This is a genomic window from Lysinibacillus sp. G1-3, from assembly GCF_056322905.1.
Window position 1 is genome coordinate 1 of record NZ_JBWHYQ010000007.1, and the last position, 16896, is coordinate 16896.

The window sequence follows — 16896 nt, forward strand, 5'->3', positions numbered from 1 at the left end:
AGGCCTGAAAAGTCTGCAAGTTCGTTACGAAACTTTGCGTTATTCATCTTAATTGAACCGCCGTATACGGATCCGTACGTACGGTGGTGTGAGAGGTCGGGAGTTAATCACTCCCTCCTACTCGATTTCATAAACCTATTTTGAATCAAGTGACTTATTATTCACAATATAATCACCAAAAACCCACCCTGTTTTGCCATTATAAATCACCTTATACCAGTTACCGTTTTTTACAAAATCACCATTAGCATCTACAACACCGATGATAAAGCTCTTTGGTTTTACGGTACCTAAAATGGTAGACGTAGTAGATGGCTCGCTTCTTACATTTAGCGTGATGTTCATATCGACAATCTGCAATCCATTTTTCAGACTTACATAATCTTTAAATAGCCAACCTTCTTGTCCATTCACTTTAACTTTGTACCAACCGCCATTTTCACCGAGCAAAGTGAACGATGTATCCTTTGGTAATTTCGTGATGATCGAAGAAGCATCCGTTGTATTCGGATAAGTTCTCATATTTAGGTCGTCAACCGTAGCCTGTCCAGTAGCCTCAGCTAAAGCTGTATCTACCGCATATTGCTTGGCAGGAGTAGGTAACGAAGTAGGGGAAGACTGGTTTTGATAAACAGGAACGTCAAATACTAAGTTAGTTGTAGTATTGGCACCTGTTAATTCATACATGTCATAAATCTTTTGCGCTTGGAGCACTGCCCACATAACATGTGTTGCATACTGATGGACCGTTGGGTTTTCAGGATTCCAACGTATTTTATATAATGTGTCCTGCCCTTTACTAATATATTTATCTTTCACAAATTGGGCCCCGCCAATAATCGCATCCTTGATCGTGAACCATCCATTTGTATAAGCTCGTTCAGCCCCATTTTTATTGGCGTTGGCATCAATAGCCCCAATGCCATATACATTGTATGTTTTCTTAACAGCAGTCAGGCTATTTCGATTTTCAGTCGTAACCATTACTGCTTTACCGTCCTTATCAAGACCAACTTCAATACCATTCGCTAGTGCTGAAGCGCCATTGCCTGTTTCATGCAAAGCATGTGATAACAAATAGATGGCATTGACATTATGGTCAACACCGGCCTGAATAAAGGCGTCTGCTGTACCGACTAAGCTTCCTTTATTATAAAGAGCTTTTTCGTTGATTGTTTTTTCATTTAGATTCGGAACAGCCGTCGATAATTTTAAGAATTGATAAAAGGACGGGCTATCCTGAATAAAACTTTTAGGGTGTACATAGTATGACACTAGTGCCTCGCTAGCTGTGAAAACGCCAGCACCATCTACTTTTGGATTATTGTTTGCCTGTTTACTCACCACAGCCTTGTAATCCTGTGAGTAGTTGGTTGTAGTATATTGCTTGCCACCAGCTTCAGGTGCCTTTAAATGTATCAATCGATAGAGTACAGTAGCTGACTCAGCACGTGTTGCCTGGGCAAGTGGCGCAAATGTATTGTTCGGCTTACCAACAATCAGCCCTAACGACACGACTTCTTGTACATCGGCATAGGCCCATTTAGCGATACTAGTATTGTCATTAAACTTAAGCGGGGAGGCAGTCGTCTTGATGTTTTTGTAATCGAGAGCTCTTTTTAGCATGGCAGCCATTTGCTGACGATCAATTTTATCATTTGGATTAAACGTTCCATTCGCATTGCCTTTAACTAATTGATAGTGACTCGCTTGCTTTATGACACCATAATACCAATCTCCTTCACGTACGTCTGAGAAGTTTGGTTTCGTAGATACTTCTGGTAAGTCAAGTGCTCTTACGAGAAATGCGGTGAATTCAGCACGAGTGACAGAATCATTCGGGCGATAATTGCCTGAATCATCACCTTTCATTAAATCGTGTGTAATAAGATAGTTCATTTCATAGTAGGCCCAGTGCTTAGAAATATCTTCTGCTGCTACATTTGTAGGTGCGAAGTAGAACATCGCAATAAGCATGGCCCCGAAAATCGAGAGTTTACCTTTCATTCTTTAAGCCCCTTTCAATAGTTGATAAGATCCTATCAAACTATTAAAAGTGTAGCATAAAAATAGGGAATCTATTGTTACAACATGGGAACAGATACATTTTTATAGTAATAATAATGAAGGAAAATACATTCCTCCTTTGGAAATCGCGTTATATATTTCTGTTTCTTTACAATTATGACTATTTATTTACGGAAGTCTTTAATATTTGACAATTTCGTATCTATTCCAGAAAATGCTTGGATAATGTTGAGAGTCAGGTATAATAGGAAATGGTTCTATATGTTACCAACCTGAATAAGGTAAAAATATTGGGTTATAGTGGTTACCATAATATAACCGGTAAAAAAATCTTCTATATCTAAATTTATGTCATAATGCTTGAATTTAGAGAAAGATAGTGTTATATTATTGTGGAAAGTGAATAAATTTACTAGAATGGTATTCTAATACTGTTTTTCTGGTGGATTTTACTAAAAAAATTTGCTTGTAGGTTTTTTTATTATTCAAGGAAGCTATAATACATACATTTAGGTAAAGCAGTACTATAGTTTTCGTTAGGATAATACCAATTTAAAGGAAATGTTAGGGAGGAATACAATAATGGCAAAGCAAAACAAAGGCCGTAAGTTTTTCGCGGCATCAGCAACAGCAGCACTTGTTGCAGCAGCAATCGTTCCTGCAGCATCAGCAGCAGAATCAACTACAACAATCAAGGACTTCGATAAAGTTTCAGATTGGGCAAAAGAAGATGTTAAAGCTTTAGTTGACGCAGGAATTATCTCAGGGGATGAAAAAGGAAACTTCAACCCAACTAAATCAATTACTCGTGCTGAAGCAGCTCAAATCTTCACAGGCGCTTTTGAATTAGAAGCTGAAGGTACTGTAGATTTCAAAGACGTTAAAAAAGACGCTTGGTACTATGATGCAATCGCAGCTACTGTAGAAAACGGAATTTTTGAAGGTGTAAGTGCAACTGAATTCGCACCAGCTAAAAACTTAACTCGTTCAGAAGCAGCTAAAATTCTTGTAGAAGCTTTCGAATTAGAAGGTGAAGCAGATCTTAAAGATTTCGCTGACGCTTCAACTGTTAAACCATGGGCTAAATCTTACCTAGAAGTTGCTGTTGCAAACGGCATTATCAAAGGTGTTGAAGTTAATGGTAAAACAAACCTAAACCCAAATGCTTCAATCACTCGTCAAGAATTTGCAGCAGTATTCAATCGTGCTCTTGAAAATGAAGTAGACAACGCTGTAAAAGTTGATAAAGTTGAAGTAGTTGACGCTAAAACTTTAAACGTAACTTTAACTGATGGTACTAAAGAAACTATCACTTTAGAAAAAGCTTTAGAGCCTAACAAAGAAACTGAAGTTACTTTCAAAATCAAAGATGTAGAATACAAAGCAAAAGTTACTTACGTTGTAACTACAGCTACAGCTGTTAAGTCTGTATCTGCAACTAACCTTAAAGAAATCACTGTAGAGTTCGACGGTAAAGTTGACAAAACATCTGCTGAAGATGTAGATAAATATTCAGTTGATAGCTCAGTAGAGTTAGAATCAGCTACACTTTTAGAAGATGGCAAAACAGTTCGTTTAACTGTTAAACCTTCTTCAACTGGTGTTGTTCTACAAAACCAAAAATCATACAAATTAACAATTAAAAATGTAAAAGCTGGAGAAAAATCTATCGAAGCTTCAAATGTAGCGTTTACACCAGTAGACAACACATTACCTGAAGTTACAGAAGTTAAATCTCTTGGAACTAAAGCTGTTAAAGTAACATTCTCAGAGCCAGTTAAAACAGCTACTGCTACTAACTTCAAATTAGATGGTAAATCTTATTTTGGTGCTGTTAGTGAAGGTTCACGTTCTGTAATTCTTAAACCTTATTCATCAACTGATTTAGCTGTTGGAGCACATAAATTAGAAATTTCTGGTGTAGAAGACTTTGCTGGATTTAAATCTTTATCTAAAGAATTTTCTTTTGATGTAGTAGAAGATACTGCAGCACCTAAAGTTAAGTCTGTATCTGCAACTCTTGAAAAAGTAACTGTTACTTTCAGTGAAGAAGTAGATCCTGATACTGTTATTAAATCAAACGTATTCTGGAAATCAGGTTCTGACAAAAAAGCAGCTGGTTCTGTAACTCAAATTGCTCCAGACGTATATGAATTTGACTTCACAGCAAATGCTTTACCAGGTTATGAAATGTCATTATTTGTTGAAGGCGTAAAAGACTATTCTGGCAACCAAATTACTGAAACAGAAGTTAAAGTAAGAGCTGAAGTAGATCAAACTCGTCCAGAAGTTACTGAAGTATCAGTTAGCAAACTTAACAATAAAAACATTACTGTTAAATTCAACAAAACTGTAAAAATTGACGATACTAAATACTTCACACTTACAGATAAAGATGGCAAAACTGTTACAATCCGTAATGTAGTTGCTGCGAATGGCTCAAAAGAGGATAAAGTATTTACACTTGAAACTTATAATGAGTTATCAGATGTTTATACTCTTAAAATTGTAGGTGTACGTGATACTACTAAGCTTCAAAATACAATGAATGATTACACAGTTAAAATTAACGGTAAAGATATTACACCACCAAATTATACTTCAAACTCAGCTAACGGCCGTACGTTAATTATTAACTTTGATGAAAAAATGGATTTAGCATCAATTGCTGATCACAAAAATTATTTAGTAACTATCAATAATAAATCTCAACAACTTCCTGAAGGAACTGAAGTAACTCCAGATCAAGGTGGTAAAGCAGTACGTATTGTATTCCCTGAATACATCGATAACGCTAAAGTTGGATTTAATGATGGATCTTTTGGAGCAAATATTACTAAATTCAAATTACTAGCTCTTAAAGATGTTGCTGGAAATATCATTGAACAATTTGGCGGAGCAGATCAAGCAATTAATACTGAAAAAGCTAAACTTGCTGTTCAATATGATAAAGATACACCAAATCATTCAGCTAAGATGACAGCTAAAGGTGTTATTAAAGTTCGCTTTGATCAACCAATTGGTAAAGCAGCTGCTAATGATTTCGTAGTAACTTCAGGTACTGGTGTAACAATCAGCTCTGTAACTACAGATGGTAGTGATATTGTTACAATTAATCTTACTGGTAATTTAAATGAAACAGGTCTATATGACACTACAACTGCACAAAACGATATTAAATTAGCTGTAAAAGATGGAAACAAAATTGTTACAACTTCAGGTAATACAGTTGTACAAACACAAACTCCAATTACTATTAAAGACGGTGTTAAACCAGAAGTAAAACTTGCAACTGGCCAAACTCGCTTAAACGTTGTTAACAACGAAATTGAACTTCCATTCACTGAAGCACTAGGTGGAAATGCGGCTGATTACAAAAATGACCTAGAAATCGTGAACGGTAAAACTGAAGAAGTTGTATCTGTAACTAAATACACAACATCAGTAGTTGGAAACGTTGTGAAGATTAAATTAGATAGTTCACTTCCAACAACAGTAGAGTACAAAGTAAGTGTGAAAGCAAAAGCTGGACACATTGTTGATACTCATAACAATAATGCAGAAGCTTCTTCGTCTTACCTAACAAAAGTTGATGGATTTGATACAGTTGCTCCAACATTATCTAGCGCATTAGCTCTTGATACTAACAAAGACGGAAATATCGATACATTAAAAGTAACATTCTCTAAAGCTGTAAAAGATTCTACAATTGATTTAGCTAAATTTGCTGGTTATCCGGTAAATGCAGTTGCTACTGTTGCTGGAGATGATGCAGATAACAACGTAGTATACTTAACGCTTACTACACCAATTACTGGAACTGCTACTACTGCAGCAACTAAGTTAACTGTTCTTGAGGGCGCTGTAAAAGATTTAGTTGGTAACGTAATTGCGGCTAATCCAACTGGCATTAGTTTAACTGATGCTTCTGGAGCAATAATTACACCAGCAGCTGCTTATGCTACAAATGTTATTACAGTATCAGCGAGTGAGAGTCTAGCTTCAATCACTGCTGATCAAGTAACAGTTGAAGGTTCTGTATTAGGTGATTATTCAGATAAAGTTACTCTTGTAGCTGGAACTGATTACACAGTTTCATTAAAATCTGGAGATGACACTAAGATTGAAATTACTTTAACTGATGCTGGTAAAGCAAAAGTAGCTCCTGTATCAACAACTAAGTTCAAAGCTACAGTTAAAACTACAGTTACAGATAAAGCAACACCTGCTAATCCTGTAGTTGATACTAAAAATGTTGCTGAAGTTGCAGTATCATCATATTAAGTTATAACGAAATTCAGATTATTTCATTTTGCTGAGTTGAATAATTTAATTAAAATAAACCCTGAAGAAATTTCTCTTCAGGGTTTTTCTTGCATCCATCATCTGACTTTCGAGTTGATCCAGCTTTTTTTAGTCATTTTCAGCTTCTAAAAATTTCATCTTCGCTTCTAAGCGTTCATATCTTTTTGTAAACTTAACTCTCATGGACGACCTGGATGATGTTTTCTTATAGTTTCTGTTTTGGTTTATTTATTCTGAGTAAAGACGGATCAAGGTTTCCATTATACGAATCCAAAACTCGAAGCCATAGTGAAGAATATGGGCTTAGAACAGTCGAGGTCTCGTCTAGGAAACTGTTGGGATAATGAGCCACAAAGATCATTCTGATTGGCATTTTAAAGATGAAACAACTATTAGAGTGTGTGAAAAAGGAAGAAATTAAGAGTTATATGATTTATTACAATAATTATCGAGGGAATAATAAAAAAGCTGCTGCAAATACAACATTAGCTTCAAAAAGTTGCCTAACCTTTATTTAAAAGTCCTTTACATATGGTACATTATAATTTTAAAAATCCTAAATTAATTTTGTATTATTTTGAAAAGGATTGAATGCGTCAAATAGAAAACAAAAAAAGCCCCTATCAGTCCATGTGAGAACTGATAGAGACACTAACTAATAGTAAAGCCGATACTAGACCCTGAATACCGATTAAGCTAAATACTTACCGATGTCCAGAAAGTTTCCAGAAGTTCGGAAATAAAAAGAGCGTAAGGAACTGCCTACCTTCAGCAAGGAAATAGGCAAAGATTAACGATTTCCTGGGTACAGTAAATTTTATAAGGAATGATACCATAGCCCCAAAATATCGTGTTTTGCAACAGTGTTGTTAGAGTTGTTTATTTGTATTATAGAAACTCCTGAAAATCATATCATAAGCCATTTCCATCCATTTTTAGAATTTACGGTTTATGTTTATTTTCATGGGTATCATTTTACATGATTTTTATTGATGATTTCCTGTACTGTAGTTTTAATATTGCGATCATATTTTATATCTTTAAAAGTACCAGTGTATGTCTTTTTATGAGATCCAGTTTTTATATCGAATAGTTCGATAGTATATTCACCAGAAGCTTTACCATTAACAATAGTTCCATCTAAATCCATATAAGCATCGTGCGCAGTAGCAAGTCCTGTACCACCGTTTGATACTCGAACGATATGCTGAGAATAGAAGTCTCGAGTATTATCTAGGTATGAATTAAAGACAAAATCACTTACTAGTTCCTTTGAGGAATTGGGTTGATCGACTTCTTGATAATAACGGTCTTCCGAAATAACTTCTAAATTAAGAGTTTGTAGATTCACAAAATAATATCTTTCAGCAAAATCATATGTTGTAATAGAAACTGTTTTCGTTTGATTATTCCAATCAACCTTTGCACCAAGTGCTTCACTAATAAAACGAAGAGGCACAAGAGTTCTACCATTAATAATCTGAGGAGCAACGTCTAAAGCAATCTTTTGTCCATTAATAGTGGCAGTTTTGCTACCAATTACTAAACCAATTTTTTTTGTACCTCGGACAGCTGTAATTGACTTTGTTTTTGCATTCCATTGTACTGTTGATTCTAATTCCTCGAAAATTGTTCGCATTGGTACTAAAGTTCGTCCATTAACAGATACTGCACCTTGGTCAAATCGTATAACATCACCATCAATTTCTACTTTAATAGCAGTTGTAGCCTCCGCAGAAGGGGCAAATGAGAAACTAATTAAACATAAAATAAGTGCTAGAGTTAGTCTAGATGTAATTTTTTTGATCACTTTAAATCTCCTTTAATCCTAATTAAATTGGGTAAATAATAGATTGATTGTCAGCTAATAACGCTGATTTAAACCGACCGAGCCTATCCCTTCAATCTTTGTAGGGTGTGAGCTTGTTTGAAAGGGGTGGTTTAATGAAGGGTTTTGATAGTCAGTTTTGAGGTGACTTGAAGCCTAATTCTACTGTTGGTTGTTAGTCGCTCTTATTTGTCTTTGACAAGTGAGTGGGTTCTTTGCGGTTCCTTAACGCCTTGCAATTATCTCTTCTAAATCTTCATTTATGTATCTAACCTTCCTCTAACGTTTATTGTATTTATTATATAAGTGTGCCACAAGTATGAGTATTTTCCTCCGTTAGCGTTATTTACCTATACAGTGCTGTAAGAAGTACGTTTACCAGAGCAATATGCTAAATGGTTTACTGAACATGAAGTGATGTTAATGACCCCAAGTATTATTATGATTTAACAGTAGGTGTCCATAATCGAAAAGACGAAAATGGTATTCATACAAATAATTGTTTATTAGGTAATAATTGGAATGTTGTATGAAAAAATTTATCCAAGATCACCTTACTGCTACACTTGAACAAAATGAATCAGCAAATGATAGGAATGATATTTATTAAAACGTATGCTATGTAAATAAGTTGATTGGAGTGGAGACTGGGCGACTCCTCGGGGATCAGCGTCACAGATGAGACCCTGCAGCGAAGCGAAGCGGCTCATCGGACGCCCCCAGGAAAGCGCCCAGTCGGAACGGAAATCAACCACACATTGCGGCTTAGGCTAACAGTACCTATTTCTACTTTTTTCGATATTAATGCCACATATTGGGCTTTTTTCGTGTTAATATGGTAAATAGTAGTTAGTAAATTTATGTAGAAAAAAGGAGATAGGGATGTTTAACAAATTAAAGGCTTTATGTATGGTGGCAGCTCTTGTTTTTGCTTTCGTATTGTCTGGACAAACTTCTGCGTCAGCTGCTACTGACAAAGGAATTCAGATACGAAATAATGTTACGATTAATATCGATGGAGAAACGATTCAAATCAATGATCCTATTTTAGATAAAGGGGATCACCTTCTTTTACCTATGAGAGCTTTGTATGAGGCGATTGGTGCAAGTGTTGAATGGAACAAGGAAACACTTACTGCATCAGCTAATCGAAACGGCAAAGTTATTGATTTAACAATTGATGCTATGACAGCCTTAGTAGATGGACAAGAGGTTGCAATGGATGTTGCGCCAATCATGTATAAGGATAGAATATATATGCCATTACGCTTTGTTACTGAAAACTTAGATGGAAATGTCGGCTGGGATCCTTCTACACAAACTGTTGATATTCTATTAGATGGTTCTTCAGAGAAACCTCAAGAAGATCCATATATCTTACATGTAAATAATAAGCGTATTGTAATGGATGATCCAATTGTTACGAAAGGATCTAGAACCTATATTCCAGCGGATTATTTATCCGATTATTTAGATGATTCAGCAGGTAATTGGCTACCAGATAAATCATTTGAATTACAAATTTCTGGTATGAGTCTTGTCTTCAAGGAAGGTAGTAATAACGTTTTAATCAACAATGAATCTGTAACAATAGAAGAACAGCCATTTATTCAAAAAGGTAAAATGTACGTTCCTATTACTTTTGTTGTCAATACATTGGGAGGAAACCTACGTTATATTAGCGAAAAAAGAGAAATGTATATTTATGTTTATCGCTATATGTATACAAGTGAGTTTCTAGAAAAATCTTTTGGTACTACATCATATCCTCAACCTGTTCCTTCTGCTCGTTTCGAAGGAGATCGTGATTTGATGGTCAGTGATAATCCAGAAAATTTAACCCACGCTTTATTACCTAAATCAAATTCTACGCTTGCACAATATCAAGTTAAATCCACTTCAGCTACAAATAAGCATCGAGTGTTTGGCTGGCATTTAAATAAGCTTGGAGCGGCAGTAAAGATTGGTATTACGATTGAAAATACTTCAAGCTCTGAAAGTATTAAGGTCAGCAGTTCTAAAGGGATTACTCAAATGACTGGGAATGACTGGTTCGGTCATGATATTGGTTTAACGCTTGCTGATGCGACGTTAAACGGAAAGCTTAAAAAATCTGATAGTACAGGTATTGTTATCGCACCAGGAGAAACAAAGGTGATTGAAACGTACGAGTTGTTCAGTGATTATGTCATCGGATTTTTACAGGACATAGATATTCAAGCTGTTAATGGTGGAAGTACGGATTATATGATTCGAACAGTATTAACGAAGAGTAGTAGTGATTTAACAAAGATCAAAACGGACGCGGTGGCAATTGATGAATACGCGATGCATCCACGAGGTGCTTGGCCAAGTGCTACTATTCAAGCAGATCTTCCAGCATATACAGTAGATTCGCCAGAGGTAGGTTATAACGTTTCAAATGGACGAACAGATCATTTGCAAACGGCAGAAAATTCACTGTCACAAATCAATGGTGCAGTGGGGAATCCTGGTCACTTTGGTATGAACTATAAGGTAATGATTCCACTTGTAAATGATTCAGGAAAGACAAAAACGATCAAGGTTAAGTTAACTGGTCGAGGTGGCTTATATAGTGGTGCAGTGAAGTTCAATGGCAAAGTGTACTTAGTGCCTTCGTTGCGATCTAGCTCAGAATATGTTGAATTTGAATACAAGATGAAGGGTTCATCAGATAAGCTTGAGTTAGAACTTATTCATGCAGGCGGAGCAAATCTTCCAGTAGCCATTTATGTAGAAACAAAATAATAAAGTCCCTGGCACGAATATTTTTCACAACATGACTTCGTGCCATACTTTTTAATTCGAAATGAAGAATTTAAGAAAACTAGTAACAACTGCTGTCAGATAAAAAGTCTTTTCTAACATCTCCGAAACAAGCGAATATATATTGGGAACCAATCTTGACGTAATGATTTCACCAATAAAGCTTTTCTCCAAATAATTTAAACTCCGTAATGTTCGTATTCCATTTTTCGTTTGGTGCATTTGCTTTAAATGGGCGATCTAAATGATTCGGTGCGATTTTATCAACTGTTCCTTTACAAGATGATTGATTGTTAATATTATGTTTCTTTCCCTATATATACTTAAACCTGTAAGAAAAGAATTAATAGACTTTTAAGAGATTGAAAGAAGAAGTTCATAGGTGTTGGAAAATCCTAAGATTTCCATGCATCTTTTGCATGAATAGGGTTTAGGTTCCAGTACCCAATTCGACTTTTTTCGATTTAAGTACCACTTTTTGGACTTTTTTCATGTTAAGATACCCTATAGATTAATTATGGAAAAAGGTGTTTAAGATGTTTAGTAAATTTAAGGTTTCATGTATGATTACCGCAGTTGCTTTGGCTACGATATTACCTGGACAAGCCTCTGCATCAGCAGCTAGTGACAAGATTCATATAAAGAATAATGTTTCTATTCAGATCAATGGTGAGACGCTCAAAGTGAATGATCCGGTTTTAAATAAATCCGATTATATATTTTTACCTATGAGAGCTTTGTATGAGGCGGTTGGTGCCAGTGTGGACTGGAAGAAAGAAACACTTACTGCGTCAGCTATTCGAGATGGCAAGTCGGTTAATTTAACAGTAAATTCAAAGACTGCCTTAGTGGATGGACAAAAGGTGCCAATGGTTGTTGCACCATTTATGTATAAGGATCGCACTTACATGCCATTGCGTTTCGTTAGTGAAAATTTTGGTGGTAACGTGAACTGGAATCCTACTACAGAAACTGTTGATATTTCCTTATCAGATGAGACTCAAGGGAACCCATATTTTTTACATATTAATAATGAACGTATTGTGATGGATGATCCAATTATCGTAAAGCAATCGAGATCCTATATTCCGGCTAATTATATATATGATAACTTAGAAGATTCTTCTGGCACGTTGTTACCAGATAAATCGTTTGAATTGCAAATTGCGGGAATGAGCTTTCTTTTCAAGGAAAATAGTAACCAAGTTCTAGTAAATGATGAAGTTGTGACAATAGAAGAAAAACCATTTATGCAAAATGGAAAAATGTATGTTCCCGTTAGTTTTATTGTCAACACATTAGGTGGGAATTTACGTTATATTGAAAATAAAAGAGAGTTATACCTTTATGTCTATCAATATATGTATACAAGCTCCTTCCTTGAAAAATCTTATGGTGCAACAGCAAAGCCTATAAATGTGCCTTCTGCTCGTTTAGAAGGAGATCGTGATTTATTGATTAGTGATAATCCAGAAACGTTAACGAGCAAACTGATTCCTAACTCTAATGCTACACTTTCCCAATATCAAGTGAAAGCAACAGCAGCTACAAATAAACATCGAGTATTTGGCTGGCATTACAATACGTTAGGGACAGATGTACAAATCGGTATTACAGTTCAGAATACTTCTAGTACTGAAAGCATCGAAGTAATCGACTCCAAAGGGACTAGCCAACAATCGGGGAATAGCTGGGTTGGCCATGATATTGGGTTAACCATTGCTGATGCAACGTTTAATAATAAGTTTAAAAAATCTAGCAGTAAAGGGATTGTCATCGCACCAGGAGAAACAAAGGTAATCGAATCATATGGTTTGCTCCGCGATTATATCATTGGATTTTTACATGAGCTAGATATTCAAGCTGTCAATGGTGGGACTCCAGAGTATACGATTCGCACAGTATTAACAAAGAATAATAGTAATTTAACAAGCATTTTATCAGATCCTGTTCCGATTGATGTATCTGCGATGCACCCACGAGGTGCCTGGACGAGCTCTACTATTCAAGCAGCACTTCCTACTTATACAGTAGATTCACCAGAAGTAGGCTATAGCATTTCAAATGATCGAACAGACAATTTGCTAACAGCACAAAATTCACTTTCACAAATCAATGGTGCAATAGGGAATCCAGGTCATTTCGGAATGAACTATAAAGTGTCGATTCCACTTGTGAATCAAACTGGACAGACAAAAACGATCAAGCTTAAATTAGCTGGTCGAGGTGGTATCTATAGTGGTGCAGTAAAGGTCAATGGCAAAGTGTATCTAGTGCCTACATTGAGAGTAGGTACAGAATATGTTGAATTGCCAGATTACAAGATGAAGGATTCATCAGAAACGATTGAGTTAGAATTCATGCATGCCGGCGGAGTAAATCTCCCAGTAGCTATTTATGTAGAAACAAAATAAATGAAGTCCCTGGCACGAATGAGTTTCACAATATGACTTCGTGCCATACTTTTTGATTCGGAGTTGAGAAAATTGGCAAAAAAATTAGTGACAATTGTTGTAGCATGTTTCGTTTTAATGCTAGCTGTAAATCCAAATTATGCAAATGCAGCCTCTTTTGATAATAAAATAAAAGAAGAGAAGAAAGAAATATCGCCACAAGTAACGCACATACAGCAAACCTATAGTTCTAATTCGATTCGTGAGTTTGTTAATGTTTTAGATGTAAATTTAAATAATACTTATACAAAACTTGAAGTCGGTGTACCGAAACCGATTAACTCACTTCAAACAACGACGAATATGGCAAAGCAAAACACATATGATGGACATCGTGTTGTTGGGGCTGTCAATGCTTCATACTTCTTAGGAAATGGTATGCCTGCCAACTTGTTAGCTGAAAAAAATGAAATTATTAACTATGGTATTTTAGGAGATACATATGAAAGTCCAACACAAAAGCCTGTTGCTTTTGGTGTATCCAAATCAGGGAAGGCGATCGCAGACTATTATTCTACGAATCTATCCTTTGAAGTAAATGGTAAAAGTTATCCGATTGATCTTATCAATACAGAAAGAACGACTGATAAAACAGTATTATTCACACCTGATAAAAAAACAACAGGGTCAAATAATTGGGGGATAGAAATTGTTGTCTCAAATGCTAGTCAAGATATGAAAGTATTACATTTCGGAGATCGCCTCTCAGGGACGGTTTCAAAAGTAACGACGTATGGTGCAGAAGGGAATTCAACGGTGCCATCGGATGGCTTTGTTATTTCGGTGCAAAATAAAGAGCTGGCAACTGAACTAAGCAAAATTACTGCAGGGACAAACATTGACGTGAATCTATCTATAGATGAAAAATGGATGGATGCTCAATTTATTTTAGCTGCAGGACCTATGTTAGTGAAAAACGGTAAGGTAGACATTTCTATGCCAACGAATTCTGGGTTTGCTTCAGCTCGCAGTCCTCGTACTGCGGTAGCAGTAGATGCAACGGGTACAAAAGTGTTTGTTGTTACAGTAGATGGTAGATTAAGTGGTCATAGTAATGGCGTTAATTTAACAGAGTTAGCTTCGCATTTAATCTCAATGGGTGCTACTTCGGCCATCAATCTTGATGGAGGCGGCTCGACAGCGATGGTTGCTCGAAATCCAGGCGGCTATTTTGCCAACCTTGTGAACGTCCCTTCAGATGGTGGTGAGCGTCGTGTATCAGCCATTTTACAGGTTGTCAATACAGCGCCACCAGGAAAAGCAAAGTCCATTACGTTAAACAATGTGGGCCAAGTCATGAAAGGTTCATCGGTTGACATGAAAGTGGCTAGTGCTTACGATCAATACTTAAATCCTATGACCATCAACCCGTCTAAGATGAACTGGACGGTTGAAGGCAATATCGGTAAGATGGACGGTGCAACCTTCACAGCTACGCAAAAAGGGGAAGGCAAAATTATCGGTGAGTATGACGGTGTGCGAACGTCCACAACTGTGAAAGTTGTAGATTTATCACAAGAAAAACCTATTGTACTAGATAGCTTTGATAATGCTTCATCATGGAAAGTGGAAGTGGCAAAAGCAAATGCTTCCATAACAAATGCTAAAGACTATGCTAGACAAGGCACGGCTAGCTTAAAGTTAAATTATGATTTTACAACAGCAGGAACAGATACGAAAGCAGCATATATGGTAGCTAAATCACCGATTCCTATTAACGGAAAACCAAATAACATTGGCGTTTGGGTATTTGGAGATGCTGGAAAGCAGTGGCTTCGTGGAGTGCTTGTAGATGGTTCAGGAGCAAAACAGACAATTGATTTCACTAGCCAAGGCGGTATGGACTGGAATGGTTGGAAGTATGTCACTGCAAACATCCCAAATGATGTGACACTACCATTGAAATTCGAACGATTATACGTTGCACAGCCAACAGCTTCTCTTCAAAAGAAAGGCCAACTGTATTTCGATCAATTACAAGCTGTGTATCAAGACAATCATGAGGAATTAGTCTATACAGATGTAACAAAAGGTCATTGGGCTTTTTCAGATATCCAAAGTTTGAATACTAAATCACTTATTAAAGGTTACTCGAATGGAACATTTAAACCAGAAGCATCCATTACGCGTGCAGAGGCAGCTACCATTATTGCAAGGGCTCTCAATTTAACAACAACGAAGGACCCAAGCTTTAAAGATGTCAGCAAGGACCATTATGCATACAGTGCCATTGCTGCAGTAGAGCAAGCTGGGATTATTAAAGGGCAAGAAGCAGGGAAGTTCAATCCGAACGGACAGCTTTCACGTGCTGAAATGTCGGCGATTTTAACAAGAGCTTATAAATTAACAGGCTCAAGTAAAGTGAACTTTACAGATGTGAAATCGACGCATTGGGCGTATAGCGATATCCAAGCCCTTGTATCAAATAACTTAACAGGCGGCTTCCCAGATAATACATTCAGACCAAACACACAAATTACGCGTGCACAATTCTCAAGCTTCTTAAATAGATGCTTAACATTAAATAAATAAAAACACAAATGACAAACCCCTGTAGGATTGAATTCTACAGGGGTTTGTTATTTTGGTCCTATAATATTTTTTGAGGTATTCACACAATTACACGCATAAAAAAAGCACAGATTCGCCGATTTATATACTTGAATTGTCGAGAAACAAGTAATAGAAAGGTGAACTGTGCAAATGAATTTTAACATGAATATCCCAGGATTAAAAGATGTAGTGATTACGAAAGTAGAAGAAATAGGCGATCGAATCGCATTGTATGTACAATTGCCTAAATGTACGCATCAATGTCCAGTTTGTAAAAAAGAAACTTCGAAGGTTCACGATTATCGTATACAAAAGATCAATCATTTAAAGTGGTTTGAACGTTTAACTATTCTTTTCTATAAACGTCGTCGTTATGTTTGTAATTGTGGAAAGCGTTTCTCTGAAAAATCCCCCTTTGTAGATAAATATCAACGTTATTCAAAAGAATGGAATCAAGTAGTTAGTATACGTGCCGTGCTATTAAAGCCAAAACATTTAAAGAAGCTGCAGAAGTACTGGGCACATCAACTTCGACGGTCATTCACCGTTTCGATCACTTTCGAGGATGAGCCGCTTCACTCGCGTTGCTCGCTTCAGGGTCTCGGGCCAACAGATGTCTTTTGCTGATCCCCGAGGAGTCGCCTAGCCTCCACTCCAATCAACCGCTTCATATGATGTACGGTTTTAAAAAATAACATCCAACTTTTTAGTTTTATCGAAACACTTTCAGGAATTATCGCCAATTTTTAAATTTTATCGATAAACTTTCACGTTTTATCACCCAACTTTTCAAATTTATCGACATCCACCTTCATTCTACACAAAACTGTTTATTATATTGTCCAGTCTCCATTCCATCAACTGATTCACATAGCATGTAGCCTCTGACATATCGCTTTAATTTAGGTGATAAAACGCAACTTTAGCAAAAGAGTGTCGTCT

At 36.4% G+C, this 16896-nt stretch carries 6 protein-coding genes and 2 pseudogenes; 5 read left to right on the forward strand and 3 right to left on the reverse strand.

Annotated features, from left to right (window positions below; genetic code table 11):
* Positions 1-135 precede the first annotated feature (135 nt).
* A complete protein-coding gene (locus tag ACVYAD_RS08450) occupies positions 136-2007 on the reverse strand; it encodes an S-layer homology domain-containing protein (protein ID WP_476425816.1) in 1872 nt (623 codons plus the stop codon).
* Positions 2008-2610: 603 nt separating this feature from the next.
* Between ACVYAD_RS08450 and ACVYAD_RS08455 the strand changes: the two genes are divergently transcribed.
* On the forward strand, positions 2611-6312 hold the full coding sequence (locus ACVYAD_RS08455; RefSeq protein WP_476425818.1) for an S-layer homology domain-containing protein: 3702 nt from the start codon (positions 2611-2613) through the stop codon (positions 6310-6312).
* 991 nt (positions 6313-7303) lie between these two features.
* On the opposite strand, the gene ACVYAD_RS08460 is transcribed toward ACVYAD_RS08455, so the two are convergent.
* On the reverse strand, positions 7304-8143 hold the full coding sequence (locus tag ACVYAD_RS08460) for a copper amine oxidase N-terminal domain-containing protein (protein ID WP_476425820.1): 840 nt from the start codon (positions 8141-8143) through the stop codon (positions 7304-7306).
* Positions 8144-9043: 900 nt separating this feature from the next.
* On the opposite strand from ACVYAD_RS08460, the gene ACVYAD_RS08465 reads away from it, so the two are divergent.
* Positions 9044-10930 carry a stalk domain-containing protein gene (locus ACVYAD_RS08465; RefSeq protein ID WP_197139729.1) on the forward strand — a complete coding sequence of 629 codons (1887 nt, stop codon included), beginning with the start codon at positions 9044-9046 and terminating at the stop codon, positions 10928-10930.
* 108 nt (positions 10931-11038) lie between these two features.
* Here ACVYAD_RS08465 and ACVYAD_RS08470 read toward each other — a convergent pair.
* Positions 11039-11231, reverse strand: a pseudogene (locus ACVYAD_RS08470) (IS3 family transposase); the annotation flags it as partial.
* Positions 11232-11484: 253 nt separating this feature from the next.
* Here ACVYAD_RS08470 and ACVYAD_RS08475 point away from each other — a divergent pair.
* The 3 genes and pseudogenes from ACVYAD_RS08475 to ACVYAD_RS08485 all read left to right on the forward strand — a co-directional run.
* The gene (locus ACVYAD_RS08475) at positions 11485-13362 is read left to right on the forward strand and encodes a copper amine oxidase N-terminal domain-containing protein (RefSeq protein ID WP_476425822.1); all 1878 of its coding nucleotides are present in this window, start codon (positions 11485-11487) and stop codon (positions 13360-13362) included.
* 72 nt (positions 13363-13434) lie between these two features.
* Entirely contained in the window at positions 13435-15933 is a 2499-nt protein-coding gene (locus ACVYAD_RS08480) for an S-layer homology domain-containing protein (protein WP_476425824.1), read from the forward strand.
* Between the two features lie 171 nt (positions 15934-16104).
* A pseudogene (locus ACVYAD_RS08485) lies at positions 16105-16508 on the forward strand (transposase family protein); the annotation flags it as partial.
* Positions 16509-16896: the final 388 nt, after the last annotated feature.

Bases quoted from the DNA above. Each gene is read 5' to 3' on its own strand.
- ACVYAD_RS08475 (WP_476425822.1), top strand. From the start codon at position 11,485: ATGTTTAGTAAATTTAAGGTTTCATGTATGATTACCGCAGTTGCTTTG.
- ACVYAD_RS08450 (WP_476425816.1), bottom strand. From the start codon at position 2,007: ATGAAAGGTAAACTCTCGATTTTCGGGGCCATGCTTATTGCGATGTTC.
- ACVYAD_RS08455 (WP_476425818.1), top strand. From the start codon at position 2,611: ATGGCAAAGCAAAACAAAGGCCGTAAGTTTTTCGCGGCATCAGCAACA.
- ACVYAD_RS08465 (WP_197139729.1), top strand. From the start codon at position 9,044: ATGTTTAACAAATTAAAGGCTTTATGTATGGTGGCAGCTCTTGTTTTT.